This is a genomic window from Terrabacter sp. P5_B1 (assembly GCF_056400505.1).
Genome location: NZ_JBFULD010000089.1, coordinates 1 through 13,095 on the forward strand (window position 1 = coordinate 1; position 13,095 = coordinate 13,095).

Consider the following 13,095-nt stretch of genomic DNA (forward strand, 5'->3'; position numbering starts at 1 on the left):
GGCGAGGAGACCCTCCTCGCGGATGGCGTTGGAGAAGTACTTGGCGATGACGTCGCAGAAGACGTTGGGCGGCTCGTGGCCGTAGAACCAGGTCGGGATGCCGAGCGACCGGGCGGACGGACCGAGCGTCTCCGAGGGCATCTGGGGCTCGTCGCCGACGACGGCGTCCCTTGCCGCCAGCGCGGTCGCAGCCCACGGCGTGATGTCGCGCCGAAAGCCCGGCACGCCGACGATGCGGCCGACGGCCTCTTCGACGGCCGCCGCGCTGCGGCACAGGGCGCCGAGGTTGGCCGCCTCCATCGCCCCGGGGCCGCCACCCGTCGCGACGAGGTGCCCCTCCTCCGCGAGAGCGTGCCCGAGGTCGGCCGCGGCAGCGTAGGCCGGCGAGTCCCGTTGCAGCGCATGCCCGCCCATGATCCCGACCACCGATCGACCCTGCACGAACTCGTCGAGCTCGTCGGTCACCGAGTCGTCGTGGATGGCCCGCACGAGCGTGCAGTACGCGTCGGTGCGCAGCCGGGCATCGGCGAACCACGCGTATGCTCGGGCGTCCGGGGTGGCGGCATACCCGCGTTCGAGACCGGCGTAGAGGTCGGACGGGAGGTAGAGCCCGCGCCACGGGTCGACCGGAGCATCGGCGACGCCGGGGAAGAGGATCGCGCCGCGCACGAGGAGCAGCTCGGCGACGGGAACGGGCACGGTGCCGCCGAGGACGACCAGACCGGTGAGGTCTCCATGGGCCGCGAGACGGTCGCCGTAGGAGGTCAGGTCGAGGTCCTGCAGGCGCAGGCCGCGCAGCGGCCCGTCGGAGTCGAGGTGGTCGTCCAGCTCGTCCAGCGTCTCGATCTCCATGCGCCCCATCCTGCCTCGCCCTGAATGTCGAGGAGCGGACCCGCGACCCGGCGTGTGCGCCGGCGCTGCAAGGATCGGCGTCATGGTCGGCGTGCTGGAAGGCTTTGCGACGATCGCGATCATCGTCGCGATCGGGTGGCTGCTCGCCGACCGTCGCGTGCTCGACGACTCGGCCCAGGTCACCCTCTCGCGGCTCGCCTTCCACGTCGCCTCGCCGGCGCTGCTGCTCACGGTCATGCAGCGCACGTCGCTCGACGCGGTGCTGTCGGCGAACCTCGTGACGTCGCTCATCAGCTTCACCCTGGTCGTCGTCATCTACCTGCTCATAGCCCGGTTCCGTTGGGCGGGAGGCATGCTCGGGTCACGACTCATCGGAAGTCTCTCGGCGGCATACGTCAACGCGGGCAACCTCGGCATCCCCATCGCGCTCTATGTCCTGGGGGACGTCGCGTGGGTCGCGCCGACGCTCCTCATGCAGCTGCTCGTCATCACGCCCGTGTACATGGCGCTCTTCGACAGCGACGCGCGCGGCGAGCGTCCCACCCTCGGTCGCAGCGTGCGCCGGATGTTCAGCAACCCGATCACCCTTGGCGCGGTCGCCGGCCTGCTCATCGCGGTCTTCGACATCCAGCTGCCGCGCGTCGTCGCGGCGCCCATCGACCTGCTCGGGGCGATGGCCGTGCCCTCGATGCTCGTCGCGTTCGGCATCTCCCTGYGGCGCGGGCCGAGGCCGGCAACCGGCCGGTCCGCCGAGCACGTCTGGACGATCGTCGTCCTCAAGACCCTGCTCATGCCCACGATCGCGCTCGTGGTGGGCCTGGGGCTCGGACTTCGTGGTCAGGCGCTCTTCGCCGTCGTCGTGACGGCCGCCCTCCCCACGGCCCAGAACATCTTCACGTATGCCGTCCGCTACCGCCGCGAGGTCAACCTCGCCCGCGACGTCATCTTCGTCAGCACGTTCGCGTCGGTCCCGGTCATCCTCGGCATCGCGGCGCTCTTCCACTGGCTCGTCGGGGTCTGACCGCCGAGGCGGGGGAGTGGCCTGCGGATCGGGTCGTCCTGACAGCGTCAGGCGCAGCTCGATCCGCAGACCTACGGCTCAGAAACCGCCGAAGTCGCCGCCTCCGCCGAAGTCGCCTCCGCCGAAGTCGCCTCCGCCGAAGTCGCCCCCGCCACCGAAGTCACCGAAGTCGGATCCTCCGGCGTCCCCGGCATCGCCCGCGTCTCCACCGGCGTCTCCACCGGCGTCTCCACCGGCGTCTCCACCGGCGTCTCCACCGGCGTCTCCACCGGCGTCGGCGTTGGCGTCGCCGGCCTCCTGGGCCTCGGGCGAGGAGTCGTAGCCACCGAGCATCATGTCCGCCACGGCCGAGCCCACGACGACACCTGCGATCGTCCCGAGCATCGAGCCGGCGATCATGCCGCCCATCCCCATGCCGCCCATCCCGCCCATCCCGCCCCGGCCGCCACCGAAGGCGCCCTGGAGGTAGCCCGGCCGGGACATCTCGGCGCGGGTGGCACTGCGGGCGAGGTCGGCCGGCTGGTCGCTGCGCGGCCGCTCGCTCTCGGGGAGGTCGTCCGTGAGGCGCTGGAGCACCATCTGGCGCTGCTCGGGTGAGAGCTTGGCGAACGCCTCGGCGTGGACCTTCTCGATGTCCTCGGGGTCGGCTGTGCGCAGCAGGTACTTGTAGCGGGCGATGGCGCGCTCGTCCTCGGTGGAGGCGCCTCCTCGAGGCGGCGGGACGGCATAGGGCTGGCCGGTGGGCGGTGCTGGCTGCTGGGGGCGCTGCTGTTGTGAGAGCGGCTCGCGGCCCAGCAGCTTGTCGAGGAATCCCATGTCTTCTCCTAGCGTCGGCGGTGCGTCGGCGTCGCACTCATCACACGTACCCCAACGAACACCTCGCCCTAGCGTTCCGGAGCTCAGTCGTCCTAGGAGCGGTCCCGGCTCGGCGCATCGTCCGACAGAGCCGGCCGCGGAAGCCGCGTGTGCTGGACGAGTGGCAGACGGCGGGCGTGATCTTCGACACACTGAGGGTTGCATCGGGCCGAACAGGGACGGCTGATCGCGACGGGGAAGAGCGGTGGCGCCGAGACCACTCCGGTCCGGCGAGAGCGAAGGGTGGGGACATGCACAGACGACGGAAGATCCTCGTGGCGCTCCTGTCGGCCCCGGGTGTGGTGGTGGCGATGCTGCTGCCTCCCAGCCCGGCGTCGGCGCTGGGGAAGGTGGGGTGCGACGTGTCCGGGCAGCCGACGGTGTCGGTCGCGTCGTACGACCCGATCGTGAATCACAACGGCAGGGGTTCGGCGCACGAGCACCAGCTGTTCGGGAACATTGCGTGGTTCTCCCTGCCGAACCCCAACGCGGCGAACTACACGGACCTGGTGGGCCGGGCGAACAACTGCCGGAAGGTGCTGGGGCTGTCGAACTCGGCCGACTCGGCGGGCTACTGGACACCGACGCTGCGGTACATCTCCGGGCCGAAGGCCGGGCAGCTGGTACCAGCGCAGCAGTTCACGGCATACTACCGAGCGGCGTCCGGTGACCAGTTCGGCCCGGCTCGGGCGATCCCGGCGGACACGCGGCTGATCGGGACGGCATACAACTGGACGTGCGGGCAGAAGTCGGGCCGGCGATCGACGCCGGTGCAGAGCATCCCCGACTGCTCGGGTCTGCCGGCCAAGCCGGGGCTGACGCTGACGGCGCACATCGACTTCCCGTCGTGCTGGGATGGCGTCCTGCCGAGCCACCCGACGAGCCAGTACGGTGACACGAGGGACAATGCCCACTACGCGTACCGCGTGGGCAGGGTGTGCCCTGCGGGGTTCCCGATCGGCGTGACCGAGCTGCGCGAGACCATCCAGTTCCCGTACGTGGGCAAGGGTACTGACGTGGCGCTGTCGTCGGACGCTGCGATGGGCACGAGCGACGGTCGGTCGATGCACGCTGACTTCTGGCAGACGTGGGCGCAGCCGGACTTCGAGGCGTTCGTGCAGACGTGCGTCGTGGACCACCGGGCCTACTCGAGTGCGGGATGCCAGCCCTGATCTGGTGTCGACCTGCCCGGCCTGCGTGGATGGGACGGTGACGCCCCTGGACCTGTGGACCAGGGGCGCCACCAGACCGTGCGTCAGGTCAGAGGTGGTTCTCGGCCTCGGTCAGCACCGACCGCAGTCGGGACTCGATGTCGTCGAACTGCTCCGGGCCCATGATGAGCGGCGGCGCGAGCTGGATGACGGGGTCCCCGCGGTCGTCGGCACGGCAGTAGAGGCCGGCGTCGAAGAGCGCCTTGGAGAGGAAGCCGCGCAGCAGGCGCTCGGACTCGGCGTCGTTGAAGGTCTCGCGGGTCGCCTTGTCCTTGACGAGCTCGATGCCGTAGAAGAACCCGGCGCCGCGCACGTCGCCGACGAGCGGCAGGTCGAGCAGCTTGTCGAGCGTCGCCTTAAAGAGTGGGGCGTTGTCCTTGACGTGCTGGTTGAGGCCCTCGCGCTCGAAGATGTCGAGGTTGGCCATGGCGACCGCCGCCGACACCGGGTGGCCGCCGAAGGTGTAGCCGTGCGGGAAGTACGTCGTGCCTGACTTGAACGGCTCGAAGAGCCGGTCGCTCGCGATCATCGCGCCGATGGGGGAGTAGCCGCTCGTCATGCCCTTGGCGCACGTGATGATGTCGGGCACGTAGCCGAAGTCGTCGCAGGCGAACATCGAGCCGATGCGGCCGAAGCTGCAGATGACCTCGTCGGACACGAGCAGCACGTCGTACTCGTCGCAGATCTCGCGGACGCGCTCGAAGTAGCCGGCAGGAGGCGGGAAGCAGCCACCGGAGTTCTGCACCGGCTCGAGGAAGACGGCCGCGACGGTGTCAGGGCCCTCGAACTCGATGGCCTCGGCGATGCGGTCCGCGGCCCAGCGACCGAAGGCCTTCTCGTCGCCCTGGAGGTGCTCGGGGGCGCGGTACATGTTCGTGTTCGGCACCTTGTGCGCGCCGGGCACGAGCGGCTCGAACATCTCCTTGGCCGCCGGGATGCCGGTGATCGACAGGGCGCCCTGGGGGGTGCCGTGGTAGGCGACGTTGCGGGAGATGACCTTGTGCTTCGTCGGCTTGCCGGTCAGCTTGAAGTACTGCTTGGCCAGCTTCCAGGCGGTCTCGACGGCCTCGCCGCCGCCGGTCGTGAAGAAGACGCGGTTGAGGTCGCCGGGCGCATGGGCTGCAAGGCGCTCGGCCAGCTCGATGGCCTTCGGGTGGGCGTAGCTCCAGAGCGGGAAGAAGGCGAGCTCCTTGGCCTGCTTGGCCGCCGCGTCGGCGAGCTCCTCGCGCCCGTGGCCGACCTGGACGACGAAGAGGCCTGCCAGACCGTCGATGTACTCGTTTCCGCGGTCGTCCCAGATCTTCCAGCCCTGGCCCTTGGTGATGATCGGGACCGTGTGGCCCAGGCCGCCCTCGGTCCGGTCCTCGAACACCGAGTGGCGCGTGAAGTGCATCCAGAGGTGGTCGCGCGCTGCCTCGGAGTGGAGGGTGCCGGCCGGCGTGCGGTGGTCCGAGGTCGGTTCCCAGACCTCGTTCGGGTTGATGCTCATCGTGTACCCCAGTTGTAGAGCTGTTTGTTGAGTTTCAGGTAGACGAACGTCTCGGTGGCCGTGACGCCCGGGAGCGGGCGGATGCGGCCCGTGAGCAGCTCGAGCAGGTGGGAGTCGTTCTCGCAGACGACCTCGGCGAGCACGTCGAAGCTGCCGGCCGTGGTCACGACGTAGGAGACCTCGTCCATCTTGGTCAGCGCGTCGGCCACCGCCGTCATGTCTCCCGACACCCGCAGCCCGACCATCGCCTGGCGCTGGAACCCGACCTGCAGCGGGTCCGTCACCGCGACGATCTGCATGACGTCGGCGTCGAGCAGGCGCTGCACGCGTTGGCGCACAGCCGCCTCGGAGAGGCCGACCTCCTGGGCGATGGACGCGTACGACTTGCGCCCGTCATGCTGCAGGAGCTCGATGATGGTCTTGCTCACGTCGTCGAGGTTCACCGAGGGCTTCTTGGCTCCGGCGCCCCCGGACCCGGCCGCATTGGCTATGCCGCGGATGGTCGTCATGCGCCGATACTGACCTGTGGAACACACTGTTGGCAAGTCCTCAGACAACTGATTCCGAAGAATTTTGCCGACAACCCTTCACGATTGCGAAGGTATGCGTTTAGCATTCCCGCATGACTCCGCAGCCGCGCCAGCTCCGCAACTTCGTCAGTGGGCAGTACCTCGACCCCGAGGGCGACGCGATCCTCGACATCGTCGATCCCTCGACCGCCCGGGTCGTGGCCACGGCTCCCGTGAGCGGCCAGGCCGACGTCGACCGGGCGTATGCCGCCGCGTCCTCGGCGTTCGAGACGTGGGGTGACACGACCCCCGCGGAGCGCCAGGCGGCGCTGCTGAAGTTCGCGGACGCCATCGAGGCGCGGGCCGAGGACTTCGTCCGCCTCGAGGGTGAGAACACCGGCAAGCCGCACGCGCTGACGCGGAGCGAGGAGATCCCTCCGATGCTCGACCAGCTGCGCTTCTTCGCCGGCGCCGCGCGCGTGCTCGAGGGCAAGTCGGCAGGGGAGTACATGAAGGGGCACACCTCGTTCGTGCGCCGCGAGCCGATCGGTGTCGTCGGCCAGGTGACGCCGTGGAACTACCCGATGATGATGGCGATGTGGAAGATCGCCCCGGCCCTCGCCGCGGGCAACACCATCGTCCTCAAGCCGTCCGACACCACGCCCGAGACGACGCTGCTCCTCGCCGAGCTCGCGTCGGAGTTCCTGCCCGAGGGCACCTTCAACGTCATCACCGGCGATCGCGAGACCGGCCGCATGCTCGTCGAGCACCCGACGCCGGCGCTCGTGGCGATCACGGGCTCCGTCCGCGCCGGCATGCAGGTGGCCGAAAGCGCGTCGCGCGACGTCAAGCGCGTGCACCTCGAGCTCGGCGGCAAGGCGCCGGTCATCGTCTTCGACGACGCCGACATCGAGGCCGCCGTCGAGGGCATCGCCGGAGCCGGCTACTTCAACGCCGGCCAGGACTGCACGGCCGCCACGCGCGTGCTCGTGGGTCCCCGGGTCCACGACGACTTCGTCGCCGCGCTCGCCGACTACGCCCGCAGCTCGGTCAAGGTCGGTATGCCGGACGACGACGACGCGAGCCTCGGGCCGGTCAACAACGCCAACCAGATGGCGCACGTCTCGGGCTTCGTGGACCGGCTGCCCGAGCACGCGCGCGTGGCCGCCGGCGGCTCACGCGTCAACACGCTCGGCGACGGGTTCTTCTTCGAGCCGACCGTGCTGGCCGGGCTCCGCCAGGACGACGAGCACATCCAGAACGAGATCTTCGGCCCGGTCATCACGGTGCAGCAGTTCACCGACGAGGCCGAGGCGCTCGCCTGGGCCAACGGGGTGCAGTACGGCCTCGCCTCGAGCGTCTGGACCAGGGACTTCGGCAGGGCGATGCGCATGTGCAAGAAGCTCGACTTCGGCTGCGTCTGGATCAACACGCACATCCCGATCGTTGCAGAGATGCCGCACGGGGGATTCAAGCACAGCGGCTACGGCAAGGACCTGTCCATGTACGGCCTCGAGGACTACACCCGCATCAAGCACGTCATGGCCAACATCGAATCGTGAGACCCGGCGCCCGCGAGGACGGCGGCATCGCTCCGGGCAGGCGACACGGGGCACCACAGCCCAGCACCACCGGGTGAACGTCGATCCCTCCACCACACCGACCCACTGGAACCCCTGGAGTCAATGACATGAATGACAAGAGCTTCGACACCGGCGACCCGCACCTGCGTGCCGCGCTCATGCGCGGCCTCGTCTCGCGCCGCTCCGCGATGATGGGCGCCGCGGGTGTCGGCGCCGCAGCCTTCCTCGCCGCCTGTGGGTCAGCCGGCAAGAACCCCACGACCGGCGCGGGCGGCACCGGCACGGMGGCCGCCAAGACTGCCGCAGCCGCGCAGGACATGTCAGACACCGAGAAGGTCATCAACTGGTCCAACTGGCCGGCGTACATCGATGTCAACGACAAGACCAAGGCCCGGCCGACCCTTGATGCCTTCACCAAGGAGACCGGCATCAAGGTCAACTACACCGAGGACTACAACGACAACGACGAGTTCTACGCCAAGGTGCGCCCGCTGCTCGATGCCGGCAGCGATACCGGGCGCGACGTGTGGTGCAGCACCGACTGGATGGTGGCTCGGCTCATCCGCAACGGCTACGTCCAGAAGCTCGACCTCGCCAACATCCCGAACCACGCGAATCTCGAGGACGCCCTGAAGCAGGTGTCGTTCGACCCGGGCCGGGTCTTCTCCCTCCCCTGGCAGAGCGGCTTCGCCGGTATCGCCTTCAACCCCAAGGCCACCGGCGGGAAGAAGGTCGAGTCCGTCGACCAGCTGCTCACCGACCCGAGCCTCAAGGGCAAGGTCACGCTGCTCACCGAGATGCGCGACACGGTCGGCCTCGTGCTGATGGCGATGGGCAAGAAGATCGACAGCTTCACCGACGCTGACTTCGATGCCGCCATGGCCGAGCTGCAGAAGGCCAAGGACGCCGGCCAGATCAAGGGCTTCACCGGCAACGACTACACCAAGCCGCTCGCGTCGGGCGACACCGCCGCCTGCTTCGCGTGGACCGGGGACGTCGTGCAGCTGCGGGCCGACAACCCAAGCCTGGGCTACACCCTGCCGCAGACCGGTTGCACCCTGTGGTCCGACAACTTCGTCATCCCGGCGCTGGCCAAGCACAAGAAGAACGCCGAGCGCCTCATCAACTACTACTACGACCCGAAGGTGATGGCCCAGGTCGTCGACTACGTCAACTACATCTCCGTGGTCAAGGGCACCAAGGAAGTGCTCGACCAGCTGGACCCGACCGTGTCCTCGAACCAACTGATCTTCCCGTCGGCCGAGACGATGTCGCGGGCGCAGGTCTTCCGCGGCCTCACCACCGCCGAGGAGACCAAGTACAACAAGAAGTTCCAGACGCTGGTAACCGGCTGATGGCCGAGCGCACGAGCGGTGACCTGGTCCTCACAGGTGTCACGAGGACCTACGACACGTTCACCGCGGTCRACAACATCGACCTGACCATCCCGCAGGGCTCGTTCTTCGCCCTCCTCGGRCCCTCGGGCTGCGGAAAGACGACCACACTGCGCATGGTCGCCGGTCTCGAGCAGCCGACGGTGGGGGCCATCTCCATCGGCGGGCGGGACATCACCTCCACCAAGCCCTACCAGCGCAACGTCAACACGGTCTTCCAGAACTACGCCCTCTTCCCGCACCTCGACATCCTCGAGAACGTGGCGTTCGGCCTCAAGCGCCGGGGCGTTCGGGACTGGAAGGCCAAGGCGATGGAGGCGCTGGAGCTGGTCGAGCTCGCGCAGGTGGCGCGGAAGAAGCCGACCCAGCTCTCGGGTGGCATGCAGCAACGCGTCGCCCTGGCGCGGGCCGTGGTCAACCGCCCCGACGTCCTGCTGCTCGACGAGCCCCTCGGCGCGCTCGACCTCAAGCTGCGTCGCCAGATGCAGATCGAGCTCAAGCGCATCCAGCAGGAGGTCGGCCTGACGTTCGTGCACGTCACCCACGACCAGGAGGAGGCCATGACCATGGCCGACACCATCGCAGTGATGAATGCGGGGCGACTCCAGCAGGTCGGCGACCCCGGGACGCTCTACGAGAAGCCGCAGTCGACCTTCGCGGCGAACTTCCTCGGGCAGTCGAACCTCCTCCGGGCCACGGTGAGCAGGGTCACCGGTGAAATCGCCTCCCTCGACGTGCACGGCATACCGATGACGCTGCCCGCCTCGTCGCTGCCGGGCAGCGGTGCGGAGCTGTGGCTGGGCATCCGGCCGGAGAAGGTCCGCATCCTCGCCGACTCCTCCGACGCGACAGGCCTCAACACGCTCAAGGGTGCGGTGACCGACGTCTCCTTCCTGGGCGTGGCGACGCAGTACCTCGTCGCGATGCCGTGGGGTCGCGAACTGACTGTCGTGCAGCAGAACGACGGTATGCCGCGTGCTGTCCTCGGCTCCAACGTCACCCTCGGGTGGGTGCCCGAGAACAGCTTCGCCCTCGACGCGTCCCAGGACGCGGACGCCGGGGCCGAGCACGTCGAGGACGAGTGAGATGGCCGTCTCCACCATCACCGGGGCACCGGTAGCGGCGCCCCGGCGAGCCCGCCGCCGGGCCACGGTGCCCTACCTGCTCCTCATCCCGGGCATGCTCTGGCTCGTCGTCTTCTTCGTCCTGCCGATGATCTCGCTCGGCTCGCAGTCGCTGCAGACGGGCGACGTGGACAACGGCTACACGATGACGTGGAACTTCGCGACGTATGCCGACGCCCTGTCCACCTACTGGCCGCAGATGTTGCGCTCGCTCATCTACGCGGGGGTCGCCACTCTCGCGACGCTGGCCCTGGGCTATCCGCTCGCGTGGTTCATCGCGCACCGCTCGGGCAGGTACAAGAACATCCTCCTGGTGCTCGTCATCGCTCCGTTCTTCACCTCGTTCCTCATCAGGACGCTGGCCTGKCAGACGATCCTCGGCGACAGCGGCCTCCTCGCACAGGTGGCGCTGCGGACCCACACCGACCTCCTGCTCACCGGCTTCAAGGACGTGCTGCGCACGGTCGGTCTGATCAACAACGATCAGCTGCTCTTCTCGCCCTTCGCAGTGATCTGCGGCCTGACCTACAACTTCCTGCCGTTCATGGTGCTGCCGCTCTACGCCAACCTCGAGCGCCTCGACCACCGACTCGTCGAGGCTGCGGGCGACCTCTACGCCTCGCCGTTCCAGGCGTTCCGACGTGTCATCTGGCCTCTGTCGCTGCCCGGCGTCGTGGCCGGCACGCTGCTGACGTTCATCCCTGCGACGGGCGACTACATCAACTCGGTCCTGCTCGGCAGCACCCGGACGGTGATGATCGGGCAGGTCATCGACGCCCAGTTCCTACGGGTCCTCGACTACCCGACGGCGGCCGCGCTCAGCTTCATCCTGCTGCTGATCATCGTGGCTTTCGTGGTCACGTACGTCCGCCGGGCCGGTACCGAGGAGCTGGTCTGACATGGCGTGGCTGCGACGCAATCTGGTCATCATCATCGGGATCCTGGTGATGGCCTACATCCTGCTCCCGAACCTCGTCGTCATCATCTTCTCCTTCAACAAGCCGTTGGGCCGCTACAACTACCAGTGGAACGAGTTCTCCTTCGACGCGTGGACCAACGTCTGTGGCGTCCCGGGCATGTGCCAGTCGGTCGGCCTCAGCCTGCAGATCGGCGTGATCGCTTCGCTCACGGCTGCGGTTCTCGGCACCATGGTGGCCTTCGCGCTGGGGCGGTACCGCTTCCGGGGCCGTTCGGGGACGAACCTGCTCATCTTTCTGCCGATGGCCACCCCCGAGGTGGTCATGGGCTCGAGCCTGCTCACCCTGTTCATCGCCATGGGCGTCCCGACCGGCCGCACGACGATCCTCATCGCGCACATCATGTTCTGCCTGTCATTCGTCATCGTCACGGTCAAGGCCCGAGTCGCCTCGCTCGACCCGCGCCTCGAGCAGGCCGCCGCAGACCTCTACGCCAACGAGCTGCAGGCCTTCCTCAAGGTGACCTTCCCGCTCGTGCTCCCGGGAATCGCGGCGGGTGCTCTGCTGGCCTTCTCGTTGTCCTTCGACGACTACATCATCACCAACTTCAACGCGAGCCCGGAGTCGGTCACGTTCCCGATGTACGTGTGGGGCGCTGCGCAACGAGGGACTCCGGTGCAGATCAACGTGATCGGGACCGTCATGTTCCTCGGTGCCCTCGTCGTGGTCATCGCCGGGCAGGTGCTGGCCAGCCGCCGCTCCCGGAAGGTGGCGTGAACCGTGCGGGTCCTGATGGTCGGCTCCGGTGGAGTCGGTGACGCCGCCGCGCGCATCGCGGCCGAGCGTGCCTTCTTCGACTCCTGGGTCGTCGCCGACTACGACGTGGCGCGGGCCGAGCGCACCGTCGCCGCAGTGGCGGTCCGGCATCCGACAGACACCCGCTTCGTGGCGGCCCACGTGGATGCCTCATCGGCCGACGCCGTGACGCGACTGGCCCGGCACCATGCTGCCACCCACGTCTTCAATGCAGTCGACCCGAAGTTCGACATGCCGATCTTCCACGGCGCCAAGGCTGCCGGGGCCGACTACCTCGACATGGCGATGAGCCTGTCGAGGCGTCACCCCCAGCAGCCGTATGCCGTCACCGGGGTCAAGCTCGGCGACGAGCAGTTCGCGATGACGGGGGAGTGGGAGGCCGACGGCCGTCTGGCGCTCGTCGGCATCGGCGTCGAGCCCGGGCTGTCCGACGTGTTCGCCCGGTATGCCGCCGACCACCTCTTCGACGAGATCGACGAGCTGGGCACGCGGGACGGCGCGAACCTCGTGGTGCACGACGACGATGGCAACGAGATCTTCGCGCCCAGCTTCTCGATGTGGACGACGATCGAGGAGTGCCTCAACCCGCCGGTCGTGTGGGAGAAGGACCGTGGCTGGTTCACGACCGCGCCCTTCAGTGAGCCGGAGGTCTTCGACTTCCCGGAGGGCATCGGACCGGTCGAGTGCGTCAACGTCGAGCACGAGGAGGTGCTCCTCATGCCGCGCTGGGTCGACGCCAGGCGGGTCACCTTCAAGTACGCCCTCGGGGACGAGTTCATCACCATCCTCAAGGTGCTGAACACGCTGGGCCTCGACCGGACCGAGCCGATCACCGTCAAAGGCGTGCAGGTCTCACCGCGCGACGTCGTGGCCGCCGCGCTGCCTGACCCGGCGACCATCGGGCCGCGGATGACCGGCAAGACGTGCGCGGGCCTCTTCGTCACCGGCACGGGCAAGGACGGCCGGCCGCGTCGCACCTACCTCTACCACGTCGTCGACAACGCCGAGACGATGGCGGCCTACGGCGCCCAGTGCGTGGTGTGGCAGACGGCGGTCAACCCCGTCGTCGCGCTGGAGCTGCTCGCCCGGGGCACGTGGAAGGGTGCCGGCGTGCTGGGCCCCGAGGCCTTCGACGCCGTGCCCTTCCTCGACCTCCTGGCCGCGGACAAGCCCGAGGGCTACGGCTCCCCGTGGGGCATGGACGAGCGCTGATCCGTCGCCGGTCACGGGGCGCCGACGACGACCACCAGGAGAGGAATAGGGTTCAGGCATGACAGCGGTGACGCAGAAGTCAGTGATCGACGCGGTCCCGAAGGGCCTGCTC

12 protein-coding genes are annotated in these 13,095 nt (G+C 68.5%); 8 read left to right on the top strand and 4 right to left on the bottom strand.

All coding sequences use genetic code 11. The features are described 5' to 3' along the window. Positions 1-852: LOG family protein (locus tag AC1DP0_RS08715; RefSeq protein WP_478083740.1), on the bottom strand; the 852-nt coding region annotated here is incomplete at its 3' end. Positions 853-934: 82 nt separating this feature from the next. Between AC1DP0_RS08715 and AC1DP0_RS08720 the strand changes: the two genes are divergently transcribed. Beyond that, positions 935-1,873: an AEC family transporter gene (locus AC1DP0_RS08720; protein ID WP_478083741.1), complete on the top strand. Its 939-nt coding sequence runs from the start codon at positions 935-937 to the stop codon at positions 1,871-1,873. Positions 1,874-1,951: 78 nt separating this feature from the next. On the opposite strand, the gene AC1DP0_RS08725 is transcribed toward AC1DP0_RS08720, so the two are convergent. Continuing rightward, positions 1,952-2,689, bottom strand: coding sequence for a hypothetical protein (locus tag AC1DP0_RS08725; protein WP_478083743.1), 738 nt, complete (start codon positions 2,687-2,689; stop codon positions 1,952-1,954). 290 nt (positions 2,690-2,979) lie between these two features. Between AC1DP0_RS08725 and AC1DP0_RS08730 the strand changes: the two genes are divergently transcribed. Next, positions 2,980-3,900: a DUF1996 domain-containing protein gene (locus AC1DP0_RS08730; RefSeq protein WP_478083746.1), complete on the top strand. Its 921-nt coding sequence runs from the start codon at positions 2,980-2,982 to the stop codon at positions 3,898-3,900. Between the two features lie 88 nt (positions 3,901-3,988). Here the strand turns inward: AC1DP0_RS08730 and AC1DP0_RS08735 are convergent, their stop codons facing one another. Continuing rightward, complete coding sequence (locus tag AC1DP0_RS08735) at positions 3,989-5,428, bottom strand: aspartate aminotransferase family protein (protein WP_478083749.1); 1,440 nt, start codon at positions 5,426-5,428, stop codon at positions 3,989-3,991. Further along, positions 5,425-5,937: an Lrp/AsnC family transcriptional regulator gene (locus AC1DP0_RS08740; RefSeq protein WP_478083751.1), complete on the bottom strand. Its 513-nt coding sequence runs from the start codon at positions 5,935-5,937 to the stop codon at positions 5,425-5,427. Before AC1DP0_RS08740 ends, AC1DP0_RS08735 begins: the two co-directional genes overlap by 4 nt. A gap of 113 nt (positions 5,938-6,050) precedes the next feature. On the opposite strand from AC1DP0_RS08740, the gene AC1DP0_RS08745 reads away from it, so the two are divergent. The 6 genes from AC1DP0_RS08745 to AC1DP0_RS08770 all read left to right on the top strand — a co-directional run bounded on the left by AC1DP0_RS08745 (position 6,051) and on the right by AC1DP0_RS08770 (position 12,983). After that, on the top strand, positions 6,051-7,499 hold the full coding sequence (locus AC1DP0_RS08745; RefSeq protein WP_478083753.1) for a gamma-aminobutyraldehyde dehydrogenase: 1,449 nt from the start codon (positions 6,051-6,053) through the stop codon (positions 7,497-7,499). Between the two features lie 128 nt (positions 7,500-7,627). After that, positions 7,628-8,875, top strand: coding sequence for a polyamine ABC transporter substrate-binding protein (locus AC1DP0_RS08750; RefSeq protein ID WP_478083755.1), 1,248 nt, complete (start codon positions 7,628-7,630; stop codon positions 8,873-8,875). Further along, positions 8,875-9,999 carry an ABC transporter ATP-binding protein gene (locus AC1DP0_RS08755; RefSeq protein ID WP_478083757.1) on the top strand — a complete coding sequence of 375 codons (1,125 nt, stop codon included), beginning with the start codon at positions 8,875-8,877 and terminating at the stop codon, positions 9,997-9,999. The genes AC1DP0_RS08750 and AC1DP0_RS08755 overlap by 1 nt, the downstream gene beginning before the upstream one ends. 1 nt (position 10,000) lies before the next feature. Beyond that, complete coding sequence (locus AC1DP0_RS08760; RefSeq protein WP_478083759.1) at positions 10,001-10,936, top strand: ABC transporter permease; 936 nt, start codon at positions 10,001-10,003, stop codon at positions 10,934-10,936. A 1-nt stretch (position 10,937) separates the two neighbouring features. Beyond that, positions 10,938-11,732 (top strand): ABC transporter permease, encoded by a 795-nt coding sequence (locus AC1DP0_RS08765; protein ID WP_478083760.1) that lies wholly within the window; start codon positions 10,938-10,940, stop codon positions 11,730-11,732. Between the two features lie 3 nt (positions 11,733-11,735). Further along, positions 11,736-12,983, top strand: coding sequence for a saccharopine dehydrogenase family protein (locus tag AC1DP0_RS08770; RefSeq protein WP_478083761.1), 1,248 nt, complete (start codon positions 11,736-11,738; stop codon positions 12,981-12,983). Positions 12,984-13,095: the final 112 nt, after the last annotated feature.

Excerpts from the sequence above, each read along its gene's own strand:
- AC1DP0_RS08725 (WP_478083743.1), bottom strand. The coding sequence starts at position 2,689 with ATGGGATTCCTCGACAAGCTGCTGGGCCGCGAGCCGCTCTCACAACAG.
- AC1DP0_RS08730 (WP_478083746.1), top strand. The coding sequence starts at position 2,980 with ATGCACAGACGACGGAAGATCCTCGTGGCGCTCCTGTCGGCCCCGGGT.
- AC1DP0_RS08740 (WP_478083751.1), bottom strand. The coding sequence starts at position 5,937 with ATGACGACCATCCGCGGCATAGCCAATGCGGCCGGGTCCGGGGGCGCC.
- AC1DP0_RS08745 (WP_478083753.1), top strand. The coding sequence starts at position 6,051 with ATGACTCCGCAGCCGCGCCAGCTCCGCAACTTCGTCAGTGGGCAGTAC.
- AC1DP0_RS08735 (WP_478083749.1), bottom strand. The coding sequence starts at position 5,428 with ATGAGCATCAACCCGAACGAGGTCTGGGAACCGACCTCGGACCACCGC.
- AC1DP0_RS08765 (WP_478083760.1), top strand. The coding sequence starts at position 10,938 with ATGGCGTGGCTGCGACGCAATCTGGTCATCATCATCGGGATCCTGGTG.